At 71.5% G+C, this 26,982-nt stretch carries 18 protein-coding genes and 1 pseudogene; 17 read left to right on the forward strand and 2 right to left on the reverse strand.

What is annotated here, in order from left to right:
* Positions 1–81 precede the first annotated feature (81 nt).
* A complete protein-coding gene (locus CRP49_RS15875; RefSeq protein ID WP_097253948.1) occupies positions 82–1,578 on the forward strand; it encodes a cellulase family glycosylhydrolase in 1,497 nt (498 codons plus the stop codon).
* A 713-nt stretch (positions 1,579–2,291) separates the two neighbouring features.
* Positions 2,292–2,999: pseudogene (locus CRP49_RS15880) on the forward strand (sensor histidine kinase); the annotation flags it as partial.
* A 225-nt stretch (positions 3,000–3,224) separates the two neighbouring features.
* Here the strand turns inward: CRP49_RS15880 and serC are convergent.
* Positions 3,225–4,343: a phosphoserine transaminase gene (serC, locus tag CRP49_RS15885; RefSeq protein ID WP_097257381.1), complete on the reverse strand. Its 1,119-nt coding sequence runs from the start codon at positions 4,341–4,343 to the stop codon at positions 3,225–3,227.
* Between the two features lie 156 nt (positions 4,344–4,499).
* On the opposite strand from serC, the gene CRP49_RS15890 reads away from it, so the two are divergent.
* The 5 genes from CRP49_RS15890 (at position 4,500) to CRP49_RS15910 (ending at position 12,799) form a co-directional block, all read left to right on the forward strand.
* Complete coding sequence (locus CRP49_RS15890; protein ID WP_097253949.1) at positions 4,500–7,328, forward strand: FAD-binding and (Fe-S)-binding domain-containing protein; 2,829 nt, start codon at positions 4,500–4,502, stop codon at positions 7,326–7,328.
* Positions 7,325–8,098: a metallophosphoesterase gene (locus CRP49_RS15895; protein ID WP_097253950.1), complete on the forward strand. Its 774-nt coding sequence runs from the start codon at positions 7,325–7,327 to the stop codon at positions 8,096–8,098. Before CRP49_RS15890 ends, CRP49_RS15895 begins: the two co-directional genes overlap by 4 nt.
* Before the next feature lie 31 nt (positions 8,099–8,129).
* Positions 8,130–9,251 (forward strand): peptidoglycan bridge formation glycyltransferase FemA/FemB family protein, encoded by a 1,122-nt coding sequence (locus CRP49_RS15900; protein WP_097253951.1) that lies wholly within the window; start codon positions 8,130–8,132, stop codon positions 9,249–9,251.
* Positions 9,252–9,691: 440 nt separating this feature from the next.
* Positions 9,692–11,731 carry an ABC transporter ATP-binding protein gene (locus tag CRP49_RS15905; RefSeq protein WP_097253952.1) on the forward strand — a complete coding sequence of 680 codons (2,040 nt, stop codon included), beginning with the start codon at positions 9,692–9,694 and terminating at the stop codon, positions 11,729–11,731.
* Positions 11,732–11,860: 129 nt separating this feature from the next.
* Complete coding sequence (locus CRP49_RS15910; protein WP_097253953.1) at positions 11,861–12,799, forward strand: DMT family transporter; 939 nt, start codon at positions 11,861–11,863, stop codon at positions 12,797–12,799.
* A gap of 35 nt (positions 12,800–12,834) precedes the next feature.
* Here CRP49_RS15910 and CRP49_RS15915 read toward each other — a convergent pair whose 3' ends face one another.
* Positions 12,835–13,578 carry a class I SAM-dependent methyltransferase gene (locus CRP49_RS15915; RefSeq protein ID WP_097253954.1) on the reverse strand — a complete coding sequence of 248 codons (744 nt, stop codon included), beginning with the start codon at positions 13,576–13,578 and terminating at the stop codon, positions 12,835–12,837.
* A gap of 255 nt (positions 13,579–13,833) precedes the next feature.
* Here CRP49_RS15915 and CRP49_RS15920 point away from each other — a divergent pair, with 255 nt between their 5' ends.
* The 10 genes from CRP49_RS15920 to CRP49_RS15965 all read left to right on the forward strand — a co-directional run bounded on the left by CRP49_RS15920 (position 13,834) and on the right by CRP49_RS15965 (position 26,935).
* A complete protein-coding gene (locus CRP49_RS15920; RefSeq protein ID WP_097253955.1) occupies positions 13,834–15,546 on the forward strand; it encodes an NAD-dependent malic enzyme in 1,713 nt (570 codons plus the stop codon).
* A gap of 91 nt (positions 15,547–15,637) precedes the next feature.
* Positions 15,638–16,432 carry a TIGR03084 family metal-binding protein gene (locus CRP49_RS15925; RefSeq protein ID WP_097253956.1) on the forward strand — a complete coding sequence of 265 codons (795 nt, stop codon included), beginning with the start codon at positions 15,638–15,640 and terminating at the stop codon, positions 16,430–16,432.
* Positions 16,429–18,105: an acyclic terpene utilization AtuA family protein gene (locus CRP49_RS15930; protein WP_097253957.1), complete on the forward strand. Its 1,677-nt coding sequence runs from the start codon at positions 16,429–16,431 to the stop codon at positions 18,103–18,105. Before CRP49_RS15925 ends, CRP49_RS15930 begins: the two co-directional genes overlap by 4 nt.
* The gene (locus tag CRP49_RS15935; RefSeq protein WP_097253958.1) at positions 18,102–19,700 is read left to right on the forward strand and encodes an acyl-CoA carboxylase subunit beta; all 1,599 of its coding nucleotides are present in this window, start codon (positions 18,102–18,104) and stop codon (positions 19,698–19,700) included. Before CRP49_RS15930 ends, CRP49_RS15935 begins: the two co-directional genes overlap by 4 nt.
* Positions 19,701–19,705: 5 nt before the next feature.
* The gene (locus tag CRP49_RS15940) at positions 19,706–21,553 is read left to right on the forward strand and encodes a biotin carboxylase N-terminal domain-containing protein (protein WP_097253959.1); all 1,848 of its coding nucleotides are present in this window, start codon (positions 19,706–19,708) and stop codon (positions 21,551–21,553) included.
* 7 nt (positions 21,554–21,560) lie between these two features.
* Positions 21,561–22,721 (forward strand): acyl-CoA dehydrogenase family protein, encoded by a 1,161-nt coding sequence (locus tag CRP49_RS15945; protein ID WP_097253960.1) that lies wholly within the window; start codon positions 21,561–21,563, stop codon positions 22,719–22,721.
* Between the two features lie 29 nt (positions 22,722–22,750).
* Positions 22,751–24,319 (forward strand): 4-coumarate--CoA ligase family protein, encoded by a 1,569-nt coding sequence (locus CRP49_RS15950; RefSeq protein ID WP_097253961.1) that lies wholly within the window; start codon positions 22,751–22,753, stop codon positions 24,317–24,319.
* Positions 24,316–25,053 (forward strand): enoyl-CoA hydratase family protein, encoded by a 738-nt coding sequence (locus tag CRP49_RS15955; RefSeq protein ID WP_097253962.1) that lies wholly within the window; start codon positions 24,316–24,318, stop codon positions 25,051–25,053. The genes CRP49_RS15950 and CRP49_RS15955 overlap by 4 nt, the downstream gene beginning before the upstream one ends.
* 4 nt (positions 25,054–25,057) lie before the next feature.
* Complete coding sequence (locus CRP49_RS15960; RefSeq protein WP_257033415.1) at positions 25,058–25,687, forward strand: TetR/AcrR family transcriptional regulator; 630 nt, start codon at positions 25,058–25,060, stop codon at positions 25,685–25,687.
* A 207-nt stretch (positions 25,688–25,894) separates the two neighbouring features.
* On the forward strand, positions 25,895–26,935 hold the full coding sequence (locus CRP49_RS15965; RefSeq protein ID WP_097253963.1) for an isopenicillin N synthase family oxygenase: 1,041 nt from the start codon (positions 25,895–25,897) through the stop codon (positions 26,933–26,935).
* The last annotated feature ends 47 nt before the right edge of the window (positions 26,936–26,982 follow it).

The raw sequence follows: 26,982 nt of genomic DNA on the forward strand, positions 1-26,982 counted from the left end.
TCAGTTCTCTGGGAGGTGCGCGGCGTATGGGAGCGCTCCCATTCTGTTCCGGGGCCGCGCCTCCCCGAGAGGAACAGGCACATGTTCCGCAGCTTGCGAAGGGCGCTGTGTGCTGCCGCCGCCGCGCTCCTCCTGCCCCTGGCCGGCGCGCACCCGGCGCATGCGGCCGCCGCCCCCGGAACCGGATACTGGCACACCAGCGGCCGGCAGATCCTGGACGCTGCCGGGCAGCCGGTGCGCATCGCCGGGATCAACTGGTTCGGCTTCGAGACCGGCAACCACGTGGTGCACGGCCTCTGGTCGCGCGACTACAAGAGCATGATCGACCAGATGAAGTCGCTGGGCTACAACACCATCCGGCTGCCCTACAGCGACGACATCCTCAAGAGCGGCACGATGCCCGACAGCATCGACTTCTCCGGCGGCAAGAACGCCGACCTCCAGGGGCTGACGTCCCTCCAGGTCATGGACCGGATCGTGGCGTACGCGGGCCAGGACGGCCTGAAGGTCATCCTGGACCGGCACCGCCCCGACTCCGGTGGCCAGTCCGCGCTCTGGTACACCGCGTCCGTCCCCGAGTCGACGTGGATCGCCGACCTGAAGGTGCTGGCCACCCGCTACCAGGGCCAGGACACCGTCATCGGCATCGACCTGCACAACGAGCCGCACGATCCCGCCTGTTGGGGCTGTGGCGACCAGGCCACCGACTGGCGCCTCGCCGCCCAGCGCGCCGGGAACGCCGTCCTGTCCGTCAACCCGAACCTGCTGATCTTCGTCGAGGGCGTGCAGTCGTACAACGGTGTGTCGGGGTGGTGGGGTGGCAACCTGATGGGCGTTGCCCAGTACCCCGTGCAGCTCGGCGTGGCCAACCGGGTCGTCTACTCGGCGCACGACTACGCCACCAGCGTCGCCCAGCAGAGCTGGTTCAGCGACCCGTCCTTCCCGGCCAACATGCCCGGCGTCTGGGACAAGTACTGGGGCTACATCTTCCAGCAGAACATCGCGCCCGTGTGGGTGGGCGAGTTCGGTACGACGCTGCAGTCGACCGTGGACCAGAAGTGGCTGGCGGCACTGGTGAGTTACCTGCGGCCGACGTCGACGTACGGGGCCGACTCCTTCCAGTGGACCTTCTGGTCGTGGAACCCGGACTCCGGTGACACGGGCGGGATCCTGAAGGACGACTGGGCGACCGTGGACACGGTGAAGGACGGGTATCTGGCGAGCGTCAAGGCGCCGTTGTTCCCGGGCACCGGGGGAGGAGGCGGCGGGAGCACCCCGGCGAGTTGCAGCGCGACCTACACCGTCAGCAGCGACTGGGGAAGCGGCTTCAACGCCGACGTGACCGTGAAGAACACCGGGACGACCGCGCTCTCCTCCTGGAAGGTGACGTGGAAGTGGAGCGGTTCACAGCAGGTCACGAACATGTGGAACGCGTCGTACACGCAGAGCGTGTCAAGCGTCACGGCTGTGAACGCCGCTCACAACGGGAGCGTGCCGGTGGGCGGTTCGGCGAGCTTCGGGTTCGGGGGTGCGCCGGGCGGCGGGGCGGTGCCTTCGCTGACGTGTACGGCGGCCTGACGGCCGTATGACCGAGGGGCGCACGGTGTTGGCACCGGGCGCCCCTCGATATGTGTTCCCAGGTGCACTGACCGAGACCGGTTGCCGTCGTTGACATGACGGTGAGGGACAGGCGGCCTGTCGGGTTCCTGTACGTACATCCCGGACGCATCCGGTGAGAGGAGACGGTGGTGGGGGACGATGACCGCGAGGAGGCGGCCCGGCTGCATCGGGACGCGTTGCTGGCCGAGGACCCGGCCCGGTACCGGGAGCAGATGGCCGGCGACCGGCTGGAGGACGCCGTTCTGCGTGAGGAGGAGGCGCAGCTGGAGATCCGGGAACTGAGGAGGGCCGCGGAGGGGCAGAGGCAGCAGTTGTGGGCACTGGAGTCACAGCTTCGCCGGCTGGAGGCGGCGGAGCAGCAGGAGCGGGGCTCGTTACGGGCGGACCTGGAACGGCACCGGATGCGCAAGGAGGAGCTGGAGGAGGCGTGCGCGCGGCCGCGGGACGAGGTCGCTCGTCTGGAGAAGGCGCTCGCGGAGGCGGAGCGGGAACGGGACGCCGCGCGGACGCGTTGCCGGGAGCTGGAAGCCGAACTGGCCGTGGCGCAGGAGGCCGCTGAGCGAGCGGAGCCGGAGCGGCGGGCGAGGGAGGAACGGCTGCGTCTGGCCAAGGCCGCCGAGGTGGCCGAGCACCGGCCGGCGGACCCGGAAGCCGCGCTGCGCCAGTTGACGGAGGCCGCGCGACTGGCTGTTGACGAGGCCCTCCTTCGGAGCAACATCAACGCGATGTTCATCAACCTCTCGCATCGCTCCCATGGGCTCATCGAAGGCCAGCTGTCACTCCTTGCCGAGCTGGAGTCCCGCGAGGCCGACCCGGACCGGCTGGAGTCGCTGTTCAAACTGGACCACCTGGCCACCCGGATGCGTCGCAACTGCGAGAACCTCCTCGTTCTCGCTGGTGAAGAGCCCGGCCGCAGCTGGACCCAGCCGGTCGCACTGGTCGACGTGCTCCGCGCCGCCGCGTCCGAGGTGGAGCAGTACGAGCGCATCGAGCTGACCGGCGTGCCCACCGTCGAGATCGCCGGCCGTGTGGTCACCGACCTCGTGCACCTGCTCGCCGAGCTGCTCGAGAACGCGACGTCCTTCTCCTCGCCGCGGACCAGGGTCAAGGTCACCGGGCAGGCACTGCCCGACGGCCGTGTGATGATCGAGATCCACGACTCCGGTCTCGGTCTGACCGCCGAGGACTTCGCCGAGATCAACGAGCGGCTCGCCTCGCCGCCCTCCGTGGATGTGTCGGTCGCCCACCGCATGGGTCTGTTCGTGGTCGGTCGTCTGTCCCGGCGCCACGGCATCCGCATCCAGCTGGGCCCCTCCGTCACCGGTGGTACGGCCGCGCTGGTCATGCTGCCCGTCGACGCCAACGAGAACGGCAGCGAGTTCGTTGCCGACCAGTTTGACCCCGGCTACCTCGACCACGGCGGCGGGCAGATGCCCACGGCCACGGCACACCTCTTCACCATCTGCGACTCCGGCCACCTGTCCATCGAGCGTCCGCACCCATGACAGGCCGGGCTGCGAAGGCGTAGGGGGGCGTGGCCGTCGTACGACGAGGGGCGCCCCGGCAAAACCGGGGCGCCCCTCAGCGACGTCGAAGGAAGGAGGTCAGAGCTTCTCGATCACGAAGTCGATGCACTTCGTCAGCGCCTCGACGTCCGCCGGGTCGATCGCCGGGAACATCGCGATGCGCAGCTGGTTGCGGCCGAGCTTGCGGTACGGCTCGGTGTCCACGATGCCGTTGGCGCGCAGCACCTTGGCGACGGCCGCCGCGTCGATCTCGTCGGAGAAGTCGATCGTGCCGATGACCTGCGAGCGCTTGGCCGGGTCCGCGACGAACGGGGTGGCGTACTTGGACTCCTCCGCCCAGGTGTAGAGGCGGGTCGAGGAGTCCTTGGTGCGGCCGGTGGAGAAGGCCAGGCCGCCCTGGCCGTTGAGCCACTCCAGCTGCTGGTTGAGCAGGAAGAGGGTGGCGAGGGCCGGGGTGTTGTACGTCTGGTTCTTGCGGGAGTTGTCGATCGCCGTGGGGAGCGAGAAGAACTCCGGGATGTGGCGGCCGGACGCGTGGACGCGCTCCGCGCGCTCGATCGCGGCCGGGGAGAAGACGCCGATCCACAGGCCGCCGTCGGAGGCGAAGGACTTCTGCGGGGCGAAGTAGTAGACGTCGGTCTCGGCGATGTCGACCGGGAGGCCGCCCGCGCCGGAGGTGGCGTCCACGAGGACGAGCGCGCCCTCGTCGGCGCCGGCCACGCGGTTGATCGGCATGGCGACACCGGTGGACGTCTCGTTGTGCGTGAAGGCGTAGACGTCGACGCCCGCCTCGGCCTGCGCCTCGGGGTGGGTGCCCGGGTCGGTGGCGATGACGGTCGGCTCGGCCAGCCAGGGGGCGAGCTTGGCGGCCTTGGCGAACTTGGAGGAGAACTCGCCGAAGTTGAGGTGCTGGGACTTGTTCTCGATCAGTCCGTGCGTGGCGATGTCCCAGAAGGCGGTGGAGCCGCCGTTGCCGAGGACGACCTCGTAGCCCTCGGGGAGCGAGAACAGGGAGCTGATGCCTTCGCGGACCTGGCCCACCAGGTTCTTGACCGGGGCCTGGCGGTGGGAGGTGCCGAGCAGAGAGCTTCCGGTCGCGGCGAGCGCGTCGAGCGCCTCGGTGCGCACCTTGGAGGGGCCCGCGCCGAATCGTCCGTCGGCGGGCTTGATGTCAGCGGGAATCTGGATGTCGGCCACGAGTCGGAGGGTATCGCCCACGCGAAACGGGACGGAACCGTGTCCGTCCGATGAGACGAGATCGCTGAACTGTGGACTTGTGAGGTTGTACGACGAAACGTGCGGGGCTGTGGAAAAGTCGCGGTGACTGTGCGTGATCGGATGCATCCTGGACGCATGACGGATCTGGCGGGTCTCTCGGGCCTTGAGGCGGAGCTGCGCGGGGTCGTCCGGGGTGAGGTCGGCTTCGATGTCACCGCCCGGGCGCTCGTGACCATGGACGCGTCCAACTACCGGCGGGTCCCGGCGGGAGTGGTGGCCCCGCACGACGCCGAGGACGTGGTGGCGGTGCTGGAGGTGTGCCGGGCGCGCGGGGTGCCGGTGGTGGCGCGCGGCGGGGGCACGTCGATCGCGGGGCAGGCGACCGGCACGGGCGTGGTGCTGGACTTCACCCGGCATATGAACGGCCTGCTGGAGCTGGACCCGGGCACCCGTACGGCCGTCGTCCAACCGGGGCTCGTCCTCGACCGCCTCCAAGGGGCCGCCGCCCCGCACGGCTTGCGCTTCGGCCCCGACCCGGCCACGCACAGCAGGTGCACGCTCGGCGGAATGATCGGCAACAACTCCTGCGGTTCCCACTCGGTCGCCTGGGGGACGACCGCGGACAGTGTCCGGGAGCTGTCCGTCATCACCGGGCGCGGGCAGCGGCTGCGGCTCGGGCAGGGCTGGGCGGGCGCCCCGGACGGGCTGCGCGACCTGGTCGAAGGGGACCTGGCCCGTCTGCGCACCGGCTTCCCCGACCTGCCCCGCCGCATCTCCGGGTACGCCCTGGACGCCCTGCTGCCCGAGAAGGGCGCCGACGTCGCCCGCTCCTTCTGCGGCTCCGAGGGCACCCTCGGCATCCTCACCGAGGCGGTCGTACGGCTCGTGGAGGCCCCACGCGCGCGTGCCCTCGCGGTGCTCGCGTACGGCGACGAGAGCGCGGCCGCCGAGGCCGCCGCAGGTCTGCTCCCGCACGGCCCGCTGACGGTGGAGGGCATGGCCGCCGACCTGGTGCGCTCGCCGGCCGGCCTGCCCAAGGGCGGTGCCTGGCTGTTCGTGGAGACCGGCGGGCAGACGCCGGCCGAGGCACGCGCGCGTGCGGAGGCGATCGTCCGCGCGGCCGACGTCGTCGACTCCCTGGTGGTGACGGACGCGACGGCCCAGCGGTCCCTGTGGCGCATCCGCGAGGACGCGAGCGGGACGGCGACCCGCATGCCGGACGGCAGCGAGGCCTGGCCCGGCTGGGAGGACTGCGCGGTACCGCCCGCCCGGCTCGGCCCCTACCTGCGCGACTTCCGCGCCCTGCTCACCGCCCACGGCCTGCGCGGCACTCCTTACGGCCACTTCGGCGACGGCTGCATTCACGTCCGCATCGACTTCGACCTGCTCACCGCGGCGGGCGTCGGCCGCTTCCGCCGCTTCTCCGAGGAACTGGCCGACCTGGTGGTCGCCCACGGCGGCTCGCTGTCCGGGGAGCACGGCGACGGCCAGGCCCGCGCGGAGCTGCTGCCGCGGATGTACGGCGCGGAGACGGTACGGCTCTTCGAGCGGGCCAAGGCGGTCTGGGACCCCGACGACCTCCTCAACCCCGGCATGCTGGTCCGCCCCGCCCCGCTCGACACCAACCTCCGCTTCTCCGTCCTGCCCCGCCGCCCGGTGGACGTGGCCTTCGGCTACCCGGCCGACGACGGCGACTTCCGCGCGGCCGTCCGCCGCTGCGTCGGCGTCGCCAAGTGCCGTACGACCACGGCGGCCGGCCCCGCCGTGATGTGCCCCTCCTTCCGGGCGACCGGCGAGGAGGAACACTCCACGCGGGGACGGGCCCGGCTGCTGCACGAGATGCTCGCGGGCGAGCTGGTCACGGACGGCTGGCGCTCCACGGAGGTCCGGGACGCGCTCGACCTGTGCCTGTCCTGCAAGGGCTGCCGCTCGGACTGCCCGGTGGGCGTCGACATGGCCACCTACAAGGCCGAGTTCCTGCACCACCACTACGAGGGGCGGCGCCGCCCGGCCGCCCACTACACGATGGGCCGGCTCCCGGTGTGGCTGCGCTGGGTGGCACGAACCCGCACGGCCCCCCTCCTCAACAGACTCGCCTCCGTAAGGCTGTTGGCGCGGGCGGGGAAACGGCTGGGCGGAATCGCACCGGAACGGCAGATCCCTCGGGTGGCGCCGGAGACGTTCAGCCACTGGTGGCGGCGGCGGAAGCGGCGCACGGTGGGGGACCCGATCGTCCTGTGGCCCGACACCTTCACCGAGCACCTCTCACCCTCGGTCGGACAGGCGGCCGTACGGGTGCTGGAGGCCGCCGGCCTCAGGCCGGTACCGCCACCGTCCCGCCCGCTCGGCGGCGGGGTCTGCTGCGGCCTGACCTACGTCTCCACCGGCCAGCTGGACCGGGCCCGCGCGGTGCTGCGCCGCACCCTGGACCTGATGGAACCGGTGCTGCGCAGGGGCACCCCGGTCGTCGTCCTGGAGCCGAGCTGCGCGGCGGCCCTCCGCGGTGACCTCCCGGAACTCCTGCACGACGACCCGCGCGCGCCCCGGCTGGCGTCAGCGGTCCTCACCTTCGCCGAGGCACTTGAGCGCCATGCTCCCGACTGGACCCCGCCCGGAGTCAACCGCCCGGTCGCCGGCCAGACCCACTGCCACCAGCACGCGATCCTGGGCGACACCGCCGACCGCGGCCTGCGCGAGTCCGCGGGCCTGACCGGCGAGCTGAGCGGCGGCTGCTGCGGCCTGGCGGGCAACTTCGGCTTCGAACATGGCCACTTCGAGGTGTCGAAGGCGTGCGCGGAGGAACAGCTGCTGCCCTCGGTGCGGGACGCGTCCGAGGGGACGGTGATCCTGGCGGACGGCTTCTCCTGCCGCACACAGCTGGAGCAGCTGGCGGGGGTGCGGGGGCGGCATCTGGCGGAGGTGCTGGCGGAGGAACTGGAGAAGGAACCGGGGGTTGAGAAGTGACCGAGGAATACGACCGCTTGGCAGTCCTCTCCGACATCCACGGCGTACTCCCCGCCCTGGAGTCCGTCCTTGCGGAGCCCGAGGTGGCCGCCGCCGACGGGATCGTCCTCACCGGCGACATCTCGGCGGGCCCGCAGCCGTCCGAGGTGCTGGACCTGCTGCGGTCGCTGGGTGACCGGGTGCTGTGGGTCGGCGGGAACGCGGACCGGGAGCTGGTGGAGTACCGACGGGGCGAGCGCACGGAAATCCCGGACCCCATCGGCCCCTTCGCAGCGCAGGCGCTCAGCGAGGAGCAGGTCGACTTCCTCGCGGCCCTCCCCAGAACGCTCACCCTCCGCGTCCGCGGCCTCGGCAAGGTCCTGTTCTGCCACGCCACCCCGCGCGACGACGAGGAGGTCGTGCTGGTCGACTCCCGCCCCGAGCGCTGGGCGGAGGTCTTCACCGACCTCGCCCCCGACGCAGGCACGATCGTCTGCGGCCACACCCACATGCCCTACGTCCGCCTGGCCCAGGGCAGGCTGGTGGTCAACCCGGGCAGCGTCGGCATGCCGTACGGCCGCCCCGGCGCCCACTGGTGCCTCCTCGGCCCCGGAGCCGACCTGCGCGTGACGTCGTACGACATACCGGCGGCGATCACCCGGCTCACCTCCGAGTGCGCCTATCCGGACATCGCGGAGTGGGCCGACTTCTACCTCAACTCCCGCGTGACGGACACGGAAGCGCTGACGGCGTTCGGACCGAGGGACGGGAGGGGTGGCTTCGTAGGGTGAGGAGACCAGTGACCTCGAAGGAGCCCCGCCCATGCCCCTCACCCTCCGCCCCATCACCCGCCCCGAGCACCTGGCCTTCGTGGCCTCCCTGCCCTCCGTCAGCCATATGCAGCTGCCGTCCTGGGGAGACGTGAAGCCCGACTGGCAGGCGGAGAGTCTGGGGTGGTTCGACGAGGGCGGGCGGCTCGTCGGGGCGGGGCTGGCGCTGTTGCGGCCGTTGCCGAAGGTGAAGCGGTACCTGGCCTATCTGCCCGAAGGGCCCGTCATCGACTGGCACGCGGCTGATCTGGAGCGCTGGCTGGATCCGATGCTGGCCTACCTCAAGGGGCGCGGTGCCTTCTCCGTGAAGATGGGGCCGCCCGTCGTCGTGCGGCGGTGGAGTCCCGAGGCGGTCAAGGCCGCGATCGCCGACCCGGGCGCGCACCGGCTGCGGGACGCGGAGGCGACGTCGTACGAGCCGCGTGCCCTGGAGCTGGCGGACCGGCTGCGCCGCATGGGCTGGCGGCAGGCGGAGGCGGGGAGCGAGGAGGGCTTCGCCGCCGGGCAGCCGCGTTATGTGTGCCAAGTGCCGTTCGCCGGGCGGTCGTTGGAGGACGTCCACCGCGGGCTCAACCAGCAGTGGCGGCGCAACGTCAAGAAGGCCGAGAAGGCGGGCGTGAAGGTCGTACGCGGGGGATACGAGGACCTGCAGGTCTTCTACGGCCTCTACGCGGAGACCGCCGAGCGCGACCGGTTCATCCCGCGCCCGCTGCCGTACTTCCAGCGCATGCGGACGGCGCTCGCCGCCGAACACCCCGACCGGATGCGGTTGTACCTGGCCCACCACGAGGGTGAGGTGCTCGCCGCGGCCACCATGCTGATCGTCGGCGGCCATGTCTGGTACTCCTACGGCGCCTCCACCAGTCGCAAGCGCGAGGTCCAGCCCAACAACGCGATGCAGTGGCGGATGATGGCCGACGCCCACGAACTCGGCGCCCACGTCTACGACTTCCGGGGCATCACCGACACCCTGGAGGAGTCCAACCACCTGCTCGGGCTGCTCCGCTTCAAGGTGGGCGCGGGCGGTGAGGCCGTGGAGTACCTGGGGGAGTGGGACTTCCCGCTCAACCGGCTGCTGCACAAGGCCTTCGGCGTCTACATGGCCCGGCGCTGAGCCCGGTTCATAAGGCGACTCTCAGGTTCGTATCGGGTTCATAAGAGAACTCTCAGGTTCGGGAGCGTCTCTCAGGAATCGCCAAGGTACTCCCAGGTACTCACAGCGCCCCTTTGCCATTTTTGCCGTTCGGGGGCTTGGGTGGCGTGTAGGTTCTTCGATGTCGGGTTCCGGACGCGGAATTCACGGACCATAGAACTGCGAAACACCAGGAGTCGGAATGAGCTTCAAGAAGCTTGCCCCGCTGCCCCCGAAGCCCAAGTCGAAGCAGCTCCCGCCGCCGAAGCCGAAGCCCAAGAAGCACGCGCCCAAGCCGCTGCCCGGCCAGGACCGCTGATCCGACGCTGAGCTGAAAGGGGTCGATGGTGCACCGTCGACCCCTTTTCCCATGAGTTCCTGAATTCCAGCGGGACGGGTGCGAGAAAGCGGAGGGAATGTGCATGGAAATCGATGAGAATGATGAGATCGATGACGGCGAGGAACTCGAGCACGAGGACACCCCGACCATTCCCGCCCGCACCGCGTTCCGCCGTTTCTGGCCGCTGACCAGAGGACTGCGCCGCTGGCTGGTCCTCGTCTGGGTGTGCACGGTGCTCGCCGCGCTCGCCGAGACCGAGGCCATCCTGCTCTTCGGCGACCTCACCGACCACGCCCTGCAGAAGGGTTCGCTGGCCGCGTTCTGGAGTCCGGCCGTCAAGTGGCTGGGCATCGCCGTGGTCGGCGCGCTGATCGCGTACGCGGGCAACTCCCTTGCCGCGTGGGCGACCGAGCGCTTCGTGATGCGGCTGCGCGAGCACGTCTTCGACCATGTGCAGCAACTGCCCCCGCACTTCTTCCAGCGCCACCGCCAGGGCGACCTGCTCTCCCGCCTGACCAGTGACGTCGAGGCGATCGAGACGATGGTCGTGTCCGGCCTGGTGGGCGCCGCCTCGGCCGCCTTCTCCGCCCTCTTCTACGCGGCCGCCGCGTTCTGGCTGCGCTGGGACCTGGCCGCGGCCACCTTCGTCCTCGCGCCCCTGTTCTGGCTGGCCGCCCGCCGCTTCTCCGGCTCCATCAAGGACGTCTCCCGGGAGGGCCGGGTCGCCGACGGCGCGATCACCTCCGTCGTCGAGGAGTCCCTCGGCAAAATCGTGCTCACCCAGGCCTACGACCGCCGGGACGCCGAACGCCGGCGGCTGAGCGAGGAGGCGAACGCCTGGTTCCGCGCCTCCGTCCGCTCGACCCGGCTCAACGAGGCCTACGAGCAGCTCGTCCAGGTCATCGAGACGGTCTGCGTGCTCGCCGTGATCGGCATCGGGGCCTGGGAGATCTCCACCGGCCGGATGACCCTCGGCCAGCTCCTCGCCTTCGCCGCGTTCCTCGGCTACCTCTACCCGCCCGTGCGGGGCCTGGCCCAGCTCGGGCTCACGGTCACCGCGGCCACGGCGGGCGCCGAGCGGCTGATCGAGATCCTGGACGTGCGGCCCTCGGTCACCGACCCCCGGCACGGCACGGCGCCCGGCCGCCCGGACGGCACGGTCGAGGTCCGGGACGTCTCCTTCCGCTACCCCGGCGCCGACCGCACGGCCCTCGAAGGCCTGTCCTTCACCGTCAGCCCCGGTGAACTGGTGATCGTCACCGGCCCGAGCGGCGCCGGAAAGTCCACGGTCTCCAAGCTCCTGCTCCGCTTCTACGACCCGGACGCGGGCGAGGTCCTGCTGGACGGCGTGCCCCTGCGCGACTTCCCGCTGGCCCGCCTCCGCGAGTACGTCACGCTCCTCCCCCAGAAGACCCTCGTCCTGCACGACACGGTCCGCGCGAACATCGCCTGCGGCCGGCCCGGCGCCAGCGACCAGGCCATCGAGGAGGCGGCCCGGGCGGCCGACGCGCACGACTTCATCGTCCGGCTCCCCGACGGCTACGACACCAGGGTCGACCCCAACTCGGCCCGGCTGTCCGGCGGCCAGCTCCAGCGCCTGGCCATCGCCCGCGCCATCCTGCGCGACGCCCCGGTCCTGGTCCTCGACGAGCCGACCACCGGCCTGGACGCGATGGCCGCCCGCCGGGTGGTCAAGCCGCTGCGCCGGCTGATGACGGGCCGTACGACGATCATGATCACCCACGACCTCAACCTCGCCCCCGACGCCGACCGCGTCCTCGTCGTGGACCGCGGCCGCATCGTCGAGACCGGCCGCCACGAGGAACTGCTCGCGCGGGGCGGGGCCTACGCGCGGCTGCACCGCTCGCAGAACAACGCGTCCATGGACACGGCCGAGCTGCGGCTGCCGCTGTTCGAGGAGAGGCCCGAGCCGGCACCGGCGTACGAGTACACGCCGGGGTACCAGCAGCAGTACGGCTACGACCCGTACGCCGTCGAAGTCACCGCCTGGCCCCAGCCTGTGTATGAGGCCCATATGTCTGAGGCCCATGTGTCGGTGCCCACCACACTTCCCGACGGCCGCCCCCTGTTCCGGGACGAGGAGCCCTGGCCCGGCATCTGAGCGCGATGAATCTCAGCATCCAGGACAGCTACATAAGGGGTTCACACTCCTGACGCGGTCTATTACCCTGGACTCGGTAGTACATCGAGATGAACATGATCTGATCCGAGCCAGCCCCCAGGACCGCCCGTGAGCACCCCCAGCGCCACCGCACCCTCGACGCAGCACGCGCCCGTACCCCCGGGTGGTGCACCGAGCCGCCTCGGTTCGTTCGGCCCGGTGGGGCTGGTGCTGGCCGGCGGGATCTCGGTCCAGTTCGGCGGGGCGCTCGCGGTGACCCTGATGCCGCGGGCCGGCGCGCTCGGCGTCGTCGCCCTGCGGCTCCTCGCGGCGGCCGTGGTCCTCCTGCTGGTGTGCCGGCCCCGGTTGCGCGGCCACTCGCGCACCGACTGGGGCACGGTGGTCGTCTTCGGCATCACCATGGGCGCGATGAACGGCCTCTTCTACGAGGCGGTCGCCCGTATCCCGCTGGGCCCCGCGGTCACCCTCGAAGTCCTCGGCCCACTGGCCCTGTCCGTCCTGGCGTCCCGCCGGGCGGTCAACGCGGTGTGGGCGGGCCTCGCCCTCGCGGGCGTCTTCCTGCTCGGCGGCGGAGGCTTCAGCGACCTCGACCCCACCGGTGTCGCTTTCGCCCTGGGCGCCGGTGCCATGTGGGCGGCCTACATAGTCTTCAGCGCCCGTACGGGCCGCCGCTTCCCGCAGGCGGACGGACTGGCCCTCGCGATGGCGGTGGCGGCCCTGCTCTTCCTGCCCCTGGGCATCGCCGAGGCGGGCACCCGCCTCCTCGACCCCACCACCCTCGCCCTCGGCTCGGCGGTGGCCCTGCTCTCCTCGGTGCTGCCCTACACCCTCGAACTCCTGGCCCTGCGCCGCCTGCCCGCCTCCACCTTCGCCATCCTCATGAGCCTGGAACCGGCCATCGCGGCCACGGCCGGCTTCCTGATCCTCGGCCAGGCCCTGTCCGCCACGGAGGCGGCGGCGATTACGCTGGTCATCGCGGCGAGCATCGGCGCGGTGCGAACCCAGGTGGGGCGGGGGAAGGTGCGGGCGCAAACCCCGGAGGCCTGACGCACACTTCCGGGACGCGCGCTCCCCGGACGACCTCAGTCGCCCGTCTTCTCCCACACCGACACGTGCTGCCGGCTCTCACCGGTGAAGGCTTCCCGGCTCCAGCCGTCCCACCGCTCACGCAGCCGCAGCCCCGCGAGCCGGGCCATCAGATCCAGCTCCGCCGGCCACACGTACCGGAACGGAACGGCCAGGTACGAACCGCGGCCGTCCACGACCTCCACATGGTGCGAACTCATCGACTGCGTCGCCACGTCGTACAGGTCGAAGCCCAGCCGTCCGTCGTCCACCCGGAACGGCACCGCGTTCTGCCCCGGCGGCAGCCGGCGCAGGTCGGGCACCATGACCTCGACGACGAAGCAGCCGCCGGGTTCCAGATGGTCCGCGGCGTTGCGGAAGCACTCCACCTGGGCGTCCTGTGACGTCAGGTTCATGATCGTGTTGTAGACCAGGTAGGCGACGGAGAAGGTGCCGGCCACCTTCGTCGCCGCGAAGTCCCCGATCGACACCCCGATCGCGGCTCCGCCCGGCTTGGCCCGCATCCGCTCCACCATCGCCCGGGACAACTCGATCCCGTGCACCTCGACCCCGCGCCGCCTCAGCGGCAACGCGATCCGCCCGGTACCGACCCCCAGCTCCAGCGCCCGGCCGCCCGCACCCGCCAGCTCCGCCAGAAAATCGACGGCCGGCGCCACGACCTCCGGCTCGAACATCCCCGCGGACGACTCGTCGTACCGCGCCGCGACCGCTTCTCCGAAATAACCGTCTTCATCGGGCACAAGCTGACGGTACTGCGGGAACCATCAGCGACGCGCGCGCTTTTCCGACGCTACGACCAGGGCACGCACCCCGTGCCGTACGACCCGCAGCTCCTGTTTGCGGGCCCGGCGGCGCGACCCGGAACACCCGATCCGCGTCCTCACCCAGTGAGTGCCGTCCAAGGCCGACCGCGCCCTTCCCTGCGGATCCCCCACGCCTCCGGCACACTCCTGAAGGGGGCAGAGCAGGGCAGAGCCGGACGGAAGGCGGACCCCATGACCGACGCTCGCGACACCACCCCCCGCCCCCTGAGGACCGCGGCGCGCGGCCGGGCCGTCCTCGCCGACCCCCGAACCAACCGCGGCACCGCGTTCACCGAGGCCGAACGCCGGGCCCTGGACCTCGTCGGACTGGTCCCGCCCGGTGTGCTCACCCAGGACGAACAGGCCGAACGCGCCTACGCGCAGTTCCGGGAGCAGCCGAACGACCTGGCCAAGAGCGTCAACCTGACCAACCTGCACGACCGCAACGAGGTGCTGTTCTACCGGCTCGTCGGCGACCACCTCGAAGAGATGCTGCCCATCGTCTACACACCCACCGTGGGCAAGGCCATCGAGCGCTACAGCTACGAGTACCGGCGTCCGCGCGGGATCTACCTCTCCGTGGACGCGCCCGACGACATCGAACGCTCCCTGCGCGCGAGCGGCCTCGGTGCCGACGGCGTCGACCTGATCGTGGCCACCGACGGCGAGGCCATCCTCGGTATCGGCGACTGGGGCGTGGGCGGCATCGACATCGCGGTCGGCAAGCTCGCCGTCTACACGGCCGCCGCCGGGATCGACCCGCTGCGCACCCTGCCCGTCATGCTCGACGTCGGCACCAACCGCCGGGAACTCCTCGACAGCCCGCTCTACCTCGGCAACCGGCACCCTCGCGTCGACCTCGACACCTACGACGCCTTCATCGACGCCTACGTCACCACCGCGACGAAACTCTTCCCGAACGCCCTGCTGCACTGGGAGGACTTCGGCACCGCCAACGCCCGTCGCGTCCTCAACCGCTACCGCGACCAGGTCCTCACCTTCAACGACGACATCCAGGGCACCGGTGCCGTCAACCTCGCCGCCGTCCTGTCCGGCGTACGGGCCGCGGGCGTGCCCCTGACCGAGCACCGGATCGTGGTCTTCGGCGCGGGTACGGCCGGCATCGGCATCGCCGACCAGCTCCGGGACGCCCTCGTCGCCGAGGGCCTGTCCGCCGAGGAGGCCACCGCCCGCTTCTGGTGCGTCGACCGGTACGGCCTCCTCACCGCCGACCAGGGCGACAAGCTCCGCGACTTCCAGGTGTCGTACGCCCGCCCCGTCGATCAGGTCGCCGACTGGCGGCACGACGCCGATCTCCCCGGCATCCCCCTCGACGAGGTGGTCCGCCGGGTCCGCCCGACCATCCTCATCGGCACCTCCGGGCAGGGCGGCGCCTTCACCGAGGCAATCGTCCGCGAGATGGCCCGGCACACCGGGCGCCCGATCATCCTGCCCATGTCCAACCCCACCGATCTCGCCGAGGCCACCCCCGCCGACCTGCTCGACTGGACCGGCGGCAAGGCACTGGTGGCCACGGGCAGCCCCTTCGCGCCGGTCGAGCGGGACGGTACGACGTACGAGATCGGCCAGGCCAACAACGCCCTGGTCTTCCCCGGTCTCGGCCTCGGCGTGATCGTCGCACGTGCCTCCCGGGTGACCGACCAGATGCTCCGCGCGGCGGCGGACGCGGTGGCCCGCCGGACCGACGACACTGACGTCGCCCGGCTGAACGCGCCGGTGCTCCCGCCGATCCGCGACCTGCGCGCCACCTCGGAGGCGGTCGCCGTGGCCGTGGCTCGTGCGGCGATGGAGGAGGGGGTGGCCCGGGCGGGCGTGGACGACGTCGAGGCGGCGGTGCGGGCGGCGCGGTGGGAGCCGGTGTATCCGCCGGTGGAAGCCGTGTGACACCGGCGAGGCGGGCATCCCACAGAGCCCTCCGAACCAAATTAATGCAAGCACGCTTGATTGTTTCTGCCCCCGCTGCCATGCTCCCCCCATGGCCGACCCGACGCCCGTCATCGACGACCTGCGTGCCGAGAGCGACGAACTGGACCGACTCGTAGCCGAGTTGACCCCGGAGCAGTGGGCGCTCGCGACGCCCGCTCCCGGCTGGACCGTCGCCCATCAGATCGCCCACCTCGCCTGGACCGACCGGTCGGCGCTGCTCGCCGTCACCGACGCGGACGCGTTCCGCGCGCTGGTCGAGAAGGCGCTCGCCAGCCCCGACTCCTTCGTGGACGAGGGCGCGGAGGAGGGCGCCCGGCTCCCGGCCGCCGACCTGCTCGCGGCGTGGCGCGGCGGGCGTGCCGCCCTCGACCAGGCCCTGCGCGCGGCAGCACCCGGCGCGCGTTTCCCCTGGTACGGCCCGCCCATGTCGGCCGCCTCCATGGCCACCGCCCGCCTCATGGAGACCTGGGCCCACGCACTGGACGTGGCGCAGGCCCTCGGCGTCACCCGCGCCCCCACCGACCGGCTCCGGCACATCGCCCGGCTCGGTGTGCGCACGCGGGACTTCGCCTTCGGCGTCCACGGACTCACCCCGCCCGCCGAGGAGTTCCGCATCGAACTCACGTCTCCCTCCGGCGAGTTGTGGGCCTACGGTCCGTCCGGCGCCCCCCAGCACGTCACCGGCCCCGCCCTCGACTTCTGCCTCCTGGTCACCCAGCGCGCCCACCGAACCGACCTCGCCCTGAACACCGTGGGCCCGGACGCCGACCGCTGGCTCGACATCGCGCAGGCCTTCGCGGGCCCGCCCGGAACCGGCCGCCCGCCGAAGGAGGGCACCCGGTGAACCCGTTGCGCATCGGCAACTTCTCCGGCTTCTACGGCGACCGCGCCGACGCCCTGCGCGAGATGCTCACCGGCGGCGAACTCGACGTCCTCACCGGCGACTACCTCGCCGAGCTGACCATGCTCATCCTCGGCCGCGACCGCCTCAAGGACCCGGCCGCCGGATACGCCCGCACCTTCCTGCGCCAGCTGGAGGACTGCCTCGGCCTCGCCCACGAGCGCGGGGTGCGGATCGTCACCAACGCCGGCGGCCTCAACCCGGCCGGACTCGCCGCCGCCGTACAGCAGTCGGCCGACCGGCTCGGCATCCCCGTGCGGGTCGCCCATGTCGAGGGCGACGACCTGACCGCCGCCCACCCGGGCACCCTGGCCGCCCACGCCTACCTCGGCGGTTTCGGCATCGCCGAGTGCCTGCGGGCCGGCGCCGACGTCGTGATCACCGGCCGGGTGACCGACGCGGCGCTCGTCACCGGGCCGGCCGCCGCCCACTTCGGCTGGCAGCCGGGGGAGTACGACCGCCTCGCCGGCGCCGTCGTCGCCGGACACGTCCTGGAGTGCGGGACGCAGGCGACCGGCGGGAACTACTCCTTCTTCCAGGAGGGGGACGTACGCCGTCCCGGCTTCCCGCTCGCCGAGATCCACGCGGACGGCACCAGCGTCATCACCAAGCACCCAGGTACCGGCGGCTTCGTCGACGTCGGCACGGTCACCGCGCAGCTGCTCTACGAGACCGGCGGCGCCCGGTACCTCGGCCCCGACGTCACCGCCCGGCTGGACACCGTACGGCTGAGCCAGGACGGCCCCGACCGGGTGCGGATCGAGGGCGTGCGCGGGGAGGCTCCGCCGCCGACGCTCAAGGCCGGGCTCAACCGGCTCGGCGGCTTCCGCAACGAGGTCGCCTTCGTCCTCACCGGACTCGACATCGAGGCCAAGGCGGAACTGGTCCGGGAGCAGCTGTCCGACGCCCTCGCCAAGTCGCCTCCCGCCGAGGTCCGTTGGGATCTCGTCCGCACCGACCGGGCCGACGCGGACACCGAGGAGACGGCCAGCGCCCTGTTGCGACTCGTCGTACGGGACCCGGACCAGCAGGTCGTCGGGCGTGCGCTGAGCGGAGCCGCCATCGAGCTGGCACTGGCCAGCTACCCGGGCTTCCATGTGCTGGCGCCACCCGGAAAGGGCGCGCCCTATGGGGTCTTCGAGGATGTGTACGTGCCCCATGGTGCCGTCGACCATGTGGCGGTCCTCCATGACGGGCGCCGGGTGACTGTGGCACCGGCCCAGGACACCCTCGTACCCGCCGAACTGCCCCAGCCACCGCTGCCCGAGCCCCTTCCGGCAGGTCCCGTCCGCCGTGCCCCTCTCGGCCTCGTCGTCGGCGCCCGCAGCGGGGACAAGGGCGGCAACGCCAACGTCGGCATCTGGGCCCGCACCGACGACGCCTGGCGGTGGCTCGCCCACACGGTGACGGCCGACACCTTCCGGCAGCTGATCCCCGAGAGCCGCGACCTGCCCGTCACCCGGCATGTCCTGCCCAGCCTCCGTGCCCTCAACTTCGTCGTGACCGGCATCCTCGGCGCCGGCGTCGCCGCCCAGCACCGCTTCGACCCGCAGGCCAAGGCCCTCGGCGAATGGCTGCGCTCCCGCCACCTGGACATCCCGGAGGTTCTTCTGTGACCGTCCTGACCTCCGCCCTGGACACGGGCAGTCCCGACTACCAGTCCCACCGCGAGGCCATGCTCGCCAAGCTCGCCGACCTGGAGGCCGAGCACGCCAAGGCGCTCGCGGGCGGCGGCGAGAAGTACATCCAACGGCACCGCAAACGCGGCAAGCTGCTCGCCCGCGAGCGCATCGAGCTGCTCCTCGACCCGGACACCCCGTTCCTGGAGCTGTCCCCGCTGGCCGCCTGGGGCAGCGACTACACGGTCGGCGCGTCCCTGGTCACCGGGATCGGCGTGGTCGAGGGCGTGGAGTGCCTGATCACCGCCAACGACCCGACCGTGCGCGGCGGCGCCAGCAACCCCTGGAGCCTGAAGAAGGCCCTGCGCGCCAACGACATCGCGCTCGCCAACCGGCTGCCCTGCATCAGCCTGGTGGAGTCCGGCGGCGCCGACCTGCCCTCCCAGAAGGAGATCTTCATTCCCGGCGGCGCCATCTTCCGGGACCTGACCCGGCTGTCCGCCGCCGGCATCCCCACCGTCGCCGTCGTCTTCGGCAACTCCACCGCCGGCGGCGCGTACATCCCCGGCATGTCCGACCACGTGATCATGGTCAAGGAGCGGGCGAAGGTGTTCCTCGGCGGGCCGCCGCTGGTGAAGATGGCGACCGGCGAGGAGAGCGACGACGAGTCGCTCGGCGGTGCCGAGATGCACGCGCGCGTGTCGGGCCTCGCCGACTACTTCGCCGTGGACGAGCAGGACGCCCTGCGCCAGGCCCGCCGGGTGGTGGCCCGCCTCAACCACCGCAAGGCGTACGGCGATCCGGGCCCGGCGGCCCCGCCCAAGTACGACGAGGACGACCTGCTCGGCATCGTCCCCGGCGACCTGAAGACCCCCTTCGACCCGCGCGAGGTCATCGCCCGCCTGGTCGACGCCTCCGACTTCGACGAGTTCAAGCCGCTGTACGGCACGAGCCTCGCGACCGGCTGGGCGAGCCTGCACGGCTACCCGGTCGGCATCCTGGCGAACGCCCAAGGGGTCCTGTTCAGCGCGGAGTCCCAGAAGGCCGCCCAGTTCATCCAGCTCGCCAACCAACGCGACATCCCGCTCCTCTTCCTGCACAACACCACCGGCTACATGGTCGGCAAGGAGTACGAGCAGGGCGGGATCATCAAGCACGGCGCGATGATGATCAACGCGGTGTCCAACTCCCGCGTCCCCCACCTCTCGGTCCTCATGGGGGCGTCGTACGGTGCCGGCCACTACGGCATGTGCGGGCGGGCCTACGACCCCCGCTTCCTGTTCGCCTGGCCCAGCGCCAAGTCGGCTGTCATGGGCCCGCAGCAGCTCGCGGGCGTGCTGTCGATCGTCGCCCGGCAGTCGGCGGCGGCGAAGGGGCAGCCGTACGACGAGGACGCGGACGCGGCCCTGCGCGCCATGGTGGAGCAGCAGATCGAGTCCGAGTCGCTGCCGATGTTCCTGTCCGGGCGGCTGTACGACGACGGCGTCATCGACCCGCGCGACACCCGCACCGTCCTCGGCCTGTGCCTGTCCGCGATCCACAGCGCCCCCTACGAGGGCGCGCGCGGTGGCTTCGGCGTCTTCCGGATGTGAGGCTCATGATTTCGACTCTGCTGGTCGCCAACCGGGGCGAGATCGCCTGCCGGATCTTCCGCACCTGCGGTGAGTTGGGAATCCGAACGGTCGCCGTGCACTCGGACGCGGACCAGAACGCGCTCCACACGCGCGCGGCCGACACGGCGGTACGGCTGCCGGGCGCGACGCCCGCCGAGACGTATCTGCGCGGCGACCTGATCGTGAAGGCGGCGCTGGCCGCCGGCGCGGACGCCGTGCACCCCGGGTACGGCTTCCTCTCCGAGAACCCCGAGTTCGCCCGCGCCGTCCTCGACGCCGGACTGGTCTGGATCGGGCCGCCGCCCGAGGCGATCGAGGCGATGGCGTCCAAGACGCGCGCCAAGGAGCTGATGGGGATCGCGCCCCTGGGCGAGGTCACCGAGTCCGACCTGCCGGTGCTCGTGAAGGCGGCCGCCGGCGGCGGGGGACGCGGGATGCGGATCGTGCGCCGCCTGGAGGAGTTGCCGGCCGCACTCGAGGGCGCGGGCGCCGAGGCCGCGAGCGCCTTCGGCGACGGCGAGGTCTTCGTCGAGCCGTACGTAGAGCACGGCCGCCACGTCGAGGTGCAGATCCTCGCCGACACCCACGGCACGGTCTGGACGCTCGGCACCCGCGACTGCTCCCTGCAGCGCCGCCACCAGAAGGTGATCGAGGAGGCCCCGGCCCCCGGACTCTCCGAGAGGCTCACGGACGAGCTGTACGCGCTGGCCGTACGCGCCGCCCGTTCCGTGTCCTACGTGGGCGCCGGCACGGTCGAGTTCCTGGTCGCCGACGGCAGGGCCCACTTCCTGGAGATGAACACCCGCCTCCAGGTCGAACACCCCGTCACGGAGGCGGTCTTCAGCCTCGACCTAGTTGCCGAACAACTCCGCGTCGCGGAAGGCACGGCCCTCGAAAAGACCCCTCCACGCGCGCGTGGCCACGCCGTCGAGGCCCGCCTGTACGCCGAGGACCCCGCCCGCGACTGGGCCCCGCAGACCGGCACCCTGCACCGCCTCGCCGTACCCGCCGCCGTCCGCCTCGACACGGGCTACACCGACGGCGACGAGATCGGCGTCCACTACGACCCGATGCTCGCGAAAGTCGTCGCCCACGCCCCCACACGCGCGGAGGCGCTCCGCAAACTCGCCGGAGCGCTGGAGCGAGCGGAACTCCACGGCCCGCTCACCAACCGGGAGCTGCTCGTACGCTCGCTGCGGCACGAGGAGTTCACCGGCGGCCACATGGACACCGGCTTCTACGACCGCCACCTCACCGACCTGACCGCCCTCGCCCCCGACCCGTACGCCCCCCTGGCCGCCGCCCTCGCCGACACCCACGGCCGCTCCCGCTTCGGCGGCTGGCGCAACGTTCCCTCACAGCCGCAGGCCAAGCGGTACGAGATGGCGGGGGAGGAGCACGAGGTCCACTACCGGCACACCAGGCAGGGCCTCACCGCCGACGGGGTGCGCGTCGTACACGCCGACGCGCGCAGGGTCGTACTCGAAGTGGACGGTGTACAGCGCAAGTTCGACGTCACACGCTACGGCGACCAGGTGTACGTCAACGGAGCCCGCCTCACCGCCCTGCCCCGCTTCCCCGACCCGACGGCCCAGCTCGCCCCGGGATCCTTGCTCGCCCCGATGCCCGGCACGGTCGTACGCATCGCCGAGGACCTGACCGAGGGAGCCGCCGTACAGGCCGGCCAGCCCCTGATCTGGCTGGAGGCGATGAAGATGCAGCACCAGATCACGGCGCCCGTCGCAGGCACGCTCAGCGCCCTGCACGCCAAGGCCGGCCAGCAGGTGGAGCCAGGCATGTTGCTCGCCGTAGTACAGGAAACCTCTTCTTAGGAGCCCCATGACTCCCGTCATCGAGTCCGAAGAGCACAAGGCCCTCCGATCCGCCGTCGCCGCCCTTGGCAAGCGCTACGGCCGCGACTACCTCTCCCGCACCATCGCCGAGGGAAAGCCACTGACCGAACTCTGGTCCGAGGCAGGCAAACTGGGCTACCTCGGTGTCAACCTCCCGGAGGAACACGGCGGTGGGGGTGGCGGCATCACGGAACTCTCCATCGTCCTGGAAGAGCTGGGCGCCGCAGGCTCCCCCCTCCTCATGCTCGTCGTCTCACCAGCCATCTGCGGAACGGTCATCTCCCGCTTCGGCACGGAGGAACAGAAGCGCACCTGGCTGCCCGGACTCGCCGACGGCACCCGCCTCATGGCCTTCGGCATCACCGAACCCGACGCCGGCTCCAACAGCCACCGCATCACCACCACAGCCCGCAAAGACGGCACCGACTGGCTCCTCACCGGCCGCAAGGTCTTCATCTCCGGCGTAGACATGGCGGACGCCGTCCTCATCGTCGGCCGCACCGAGGACGCCCGTACCGGACGCCTCAAGCCCTGCCTGTTCATCGTCCCGACGGACGCCGAGGGCTTCCAGAAGAACCCCATCGACATGGAACTCAACGCCGCCGAGAAGCAGTTCGAGCTGGTCCTGGACGACGTACGGCTCCCCGCCGATGCGCTCGTCGGCGACGAGGACGCCGGCCTGCTGCAGCTGTTCGCCGGACTCAACCCCGAGCGCATCATGACCGCCGCCTTCGCGATCGGCATGGGCCGCTACGCGCTCTCCAAGGCGATCGAGTACGCCCGCGACCGTACCGTCTGGAAGGCCCCCATCGGCGCCCACCAGGCGATCGCACACCCCTTGGCGCAGGCGCACATCGACCTGGAACTGGCCCGGCTGATGATGCAGAAGGCGGCCCATCTGTACGACGCCGGCGACGACATCGGCGCGGGCGAGGCCGCCAACATGGCCAAGTACGCGGCCGGGGAGGCCTGCGTGAAGGCCGTCGACCAGGCCGTGCACACCCTCGGCGGCAACGGCCTCACGCGCGAGTTCGGGCTCGCCTCGTTGATAACGGCCGCGCGTGTGGCTCGTATTGCTCCGGTGAGCCGGGAGATGATTCTCAACTACGTCTCCCACCAGACCCTGGGCCTGCCCAAGTCGTACTAGGGCGGCACCGGCAGCCGCTTGGAGGAACCGTGTTCCGTAGCGAGTACGCAGACGTTCCGCCCGTAGATCTCCCCATCCACGAGGCCGTCCTGGGCCGCGCCGCCGACTTCGGCGACCAGCCGGCCCTCATCGACGGCACGGACGGCACCACCCTCACGTACGAACAAGTGGACCGGTTCCACCGGCGGCTGGCCGCCGCGCTCGCCGACGCCGGAGTACGCAAGGGCGACGTCCTCGCCCTGCACAGCCCCAACACGATCGCCTTCCCGACCGCCTTCTACGCGGCCACGCGCGCGGGTGCCTCCGTCACCACCGTGCACCCGCTCGCCACTCCCGAGGAGTTCGCCAAACAGCTCGCCGACAGCGGCGCCCGCTGGATCGTCACCGTCTCCCCGCTGCTGGAGTCCGCCCGACGGGCCGCCGAACTCGCGGGCGGAATACGGGAGATATTCGTGTGCGACAACGCACCCGGACACCGCTCGCTCATCGACATGCTCGCCTCCGCCGCACCCGAACCGGAGATCGACTTCGACCCGGCCGAGGACATCGCCGCGCTGCCGTACTCCTCCGGCACCACCGGCATCCCCAAGGGGGTCATGCTCACCCACCGGCAGATCGCCACCAACCTCGCCCAGCTGGAACCCCCCGTCCCGGCCGGACCCGGCGACCGCATCCTCGCCGTGCTGCCGTTCTTCCACATCTACGGCCTGACCGCCCTGATGAACGCGCCCCTGCGCAAGGGCGCCACCGTCGTCGTCCTGCCCCGCTTCGACCTGGAGACCTTCCTCGCCGCCATCGAGAACCACCGCATCACCGGCCTGTACGTCGCCCCGCCGATCGTCCTCGCCCTCGCCAAGCACCCGGCGGTCGCCCGCTACGACCTCTCCTCCCTGAAGTACGTCATCAGCGCCGCCGCCCCCCTGGACGCCACCCTCGCCGCCGCCTGCGCCGAACGCCTCGGCCTGCCCCCGATCGGCCAGGCCTACGGCATGACGGAACTGTCACCCGGCACCCACGTCGTCCCGCTCGACGCCCTGCACCAAGCGCCCCCCGGCACGGTCGGCAAACTCATCGCCGGCACCGAGATGCGGATCGTCTCCCTGGACGACCCCGGCAAGGACCTCGCGCCCGGCGACCCCGGCGAGATCCTCATCCGCGGCCCCCAGGTGATGAAGGGCTACCTCGGCCGCCCCGACGCCACCGCGGACATGATCGACACCGACGGCTGGCTGCACACCGGCGACATCGGCCACGTGGACGAGGACGGCTGGCTGTTCGTCGTCGACCGGGTGAAGGAACTCATCAAGTACAAGGGCTTCCAGGTGGCCCCCGCCGAACTGGAGGCCCTCCTGCTCACCCACCCGGGCATCGCCGACGCCGCCGTCATCGGCGCCTACAACGACGACGGCAACGAGATCCCGCACGCCTTCGTCGTCCGCCAGCCCACCGCCGCCGACCTCGGCGAGAACGAGATCATGCTGTACGTCGCCGAACGCGTCGCCCCCTACAAACGCGTCCGCCGGATCACCTTCATCGACACCGTCCCCCGCGCGGCCAGCGGGAAGATCCTGCGACGGCAGCTCAGGGAGCACACGTGAGCCCACTGATCGGACGCACGCGCGCGCGTGGCGTCGAAACCCTCAGCCTGGACGCCACCGACACCCGCAACGCCCTCTCGGCCGCCCTCGTCTCCCAACTGGCCGAGGCCCTGACCGACTGCGGCAAGGACGAGGACGTCCGGGCGGTCGTCCTCACCCACACCGGCACCACCTTCAGCGCCGGCGCCGACCTGCGCGACCCACCCGACCCGGACACCTTCGTGGGCCTGCTCCGGCAGATCGTCGAGCTGCCCAAACCCGTGCTCACCCGGATCACCGGACACGTCCGCGCAGGCGGCCTCGGCCTCCTCGCCGCCTGCGACATCGCCGCCGCCTCCACCACCGCCACCTTCGCCTTCACCGAGGTCCGCATCGGCGTGGCCCCCGCGGTGATCTCCCTCCCGGTCATCCCGCGCACCGACCCCCGCGCCCTGGCCCGCTACTACCTCACCGGCGAACGCTTCACCCCCGCCGAGGCCGTACACCTGGGCCTGCTCACCACCACCGCCGACGACGTGGACGAAGCCCTCGCCCCCGTCCTGGACGGCCTGCGCCGCTCCTCCCCCCAGGCCCTGGCCGAGACGAAACAGCTGCTCACGGCTAGGGTGCTGGAGACGTTCGACCGGGACGCGGCACAACTGACCGCGCTCTCGGCCCGGCTGTTCTCCACCGCCCAGGCCCGGGAGGGGATGACGGCCTTCCTGGAAAGACGGGACGCGGCATGGGTGGTGTGAGGACGTGAGCACGACGGCGGAACGCGACCGCCTGCCGGGACAGCACCCGAAGCCGGACCGCAGCCCCAAGCAGGACCGCAGCCGGGCCACCCGGCAGCGGCTCCTGGAAGCCGCCGTGGCCTGCCTGGCCGAGCACGGCTGGGCAGGCTCCACCGTCGCCGTCGTAGCCGAACGCGCCGGCGTCTCCCGAGGAGCCGCCCAGCACCACTTCCCGACCCGCGAGGACCTCTTCACAGCCGCCGTCGAGTACGTCGCCGAAGAACGCTCCACCGCCCTGCGCGCCCTGTTCCCGGACGGCGCAGCCGACCGCCGCGCCGTCGTCTTCGCCCTCGTCGACCTCTACACCGGCCCCCTCTTCCGCGCCGCCCTCCACCTGTGGGTCGCCGCATCCGACGAGGAACAGCTGCGCCCGCGCGTCACCGAGCTGGAGGCCCGCGTCGGCCGCGAGACCCACCGCATCGCCGTCGACCTGCTCGGCGCCGACGAGTCCCGCCCCGGCGTCCGGGAGACCGTCCAGGGCCTGCTCGACATGGCCCGCGGCCTCGGCCTCGCCAACCTCCTCACCGACGACACCGCCCGCCGCGAGCGCGTGGTGGCCCAGTGGGCGCTGCTCCTGGAGGAAACACTGGGCTGAACGGGTTACCGCGGGAGCGCGTTACCCTTGGGCCCATGCTTCCGATGCTCGTTCGCCGCCGCCACGTGGACTACGTGCGCGTCACGAGCATGGGCTGTCGGCCTTCCGCCTGACCTCAGCCCCTTTTCTCCCCCTCACGGCATCCCGGGCGCGCGCCGCCCCACCCTCGGCGGCCTGCCCGTGCCCACACACCCTGTGGACGCACCCATGACGACGCACCCCGCGACGAACCCCTCGTACGACGCGTACGCCCAGCTCCCGATCATCGACCTGTCCGCCGCCGACCGCGGCCCCCAGGCCCGCGCCCTGCTCCACGCCCAGCTGCACAGCGCCGCCCACGACGTCGGCTTCTTCCAGCTCGTCGGACACGGCGTGACCCAGGCGGAGACCGACGCCCTCCTCACCGCCATGCGCGCCTTCTTCGACCTCCCCGAGGCCGACCGGCTCGCCCTCGGCAACGTCAACTCCCCGCACTTCCGCGGCTACACCCGCACCGGTGACGAGCGCACCGGCGGCGCCCGCGACTGGCGCGACCAGCTCGACATAGGCGCCGAACGCCCCGCCCACGTCCCCGGCCCCGGCGAGCCCCCGTACTGGTGGCTGCAGGGCCCCAACCAGTGGCCGACCGCCCTCCCCGAGCTGCGCACGGCCGCCCTGGCCTGGATCGACAAACTGAGCGGCGTGGCCCAGCGCCTCCTGCACGAACTCCTCACCGCCATCGGCGCCCCGGCCGACTTCTACGACCCGATCTTCGGCGACCACGCCCACCCGCACCTCAAGCTCGTCCGCTACCCCGGCAGCGCGGCCGACGGCACCGACCAGGGCGTCGGCGCCCACAAGGACTACGGCTTCCTCACCCTGCTCCTGCAGGACACGGTCGGCGGCCTCCAGGTCCATCGCGAGGACGGCCTCTTCCACGACGTACCCCCACTGGAGGGCGCCTTCGTCGTCAACCTCGGCGAACTCCTGGAGGTAGCCACCAACGGCTACCTGATCGCCACCAACCACCGCGTGATCAGCCCGGCGGGAGCGACGGAACGCTTCTCCGTGCCGTTCTTCTACAACCCCCGCCTGGACGCGAGGGTAGAGCCGCTGCCGTTCCCCCACGCGTCGACGGCACCTGGCATCACCACCGACCCGGCCAACCCCCTCTTCGCCGAGTACGGCTACAACGAACTGAAGGGCAAGCTGAGGGCGCATCCGCTGGTGGCGGAACGGCATCACGCGAGCCTTCTGACTCCGGCTTGAGCGACGCTTTAAGGGGCGCGGAGAACTGCGCGACCAGCCACAACGGG

The sequence above is a fragment of the Streptomyces sp. Ag109_G2-15 genome (assembly GCF_900215565.1).
Taxonomy (GTDB): domain Bacteria; phylum Actinomycetota; class Actinomycetes; order Streptomycetales; family Streptomycetaceae; genus Streptomyces; species Streptomyces diastatochromogenes.

Bases quoted from the DNA above. Each gene is read 5' to 3' on its own strand.
- CRP49_RS15940 (WP_097253959.1), top strand. From the start codon at position 19,706: ATGATTTCGACTCTGCTGGTCGCCAACCGGGGCGAGATCGCCTGCCGG.
- CRP49_RS15965 (WP_097253963.1), top strand. From the start codon at position 25,895: ATGACGACGCACCCCGCGACGAACCCCTCGTACGACGCGTACGCCCAG.
- CRP49_RS15900 (WP_097253951.1), top strand. From the start codon at position 8,130: ATGCCCCTCACCCTCCGCCCCATCACCCGCCCCGAGCACCTGGCCTTC.
- CRP49_RS15875 (WP_097253948.1), top strand. From the start codon at position 82: ATGTTCCGCAGCTTGCGAAGGGCGCTGTGTGCTGCCGCCGCCGCGCTC.
- CRP49_RS15920 (WP_097253955.1), top strand. From the start codon at position 13,834: ATGACCGACGCTCGCGACACCACCCCCCGCCCCCTGAGGACCGCGGCG.
- CRP49_RS15925 (WP_097253956.1), top strand. From the start codon at position 15,638: ATGGCCGACCCGACGCCCGTCATCGACGACCTGCGTGCCGAGAGCGAC.
- CRP49_RS15905 (WP_097253952.1), top strand. From the start codon at position 9,692: ATGGAAATCGATGAGAATGATGAGATCGATGACGGCGAGGAACTCGAG.
- CRP49_RS15890 (WP_097253949.1), top strand. From the start codon at position 4,500: ATGACGGATCTGGCGGGTCTCTCGGGCCTTGAGGCGGAGCTGCGCGGG.
- CRP49_RS15945 (WP_097253960.1), top strand. From the start codon at position 21,561: ATGACTCCCGTCATCGAGTCCGAAGAGCACAAGGCCCTCCGATCCGCC.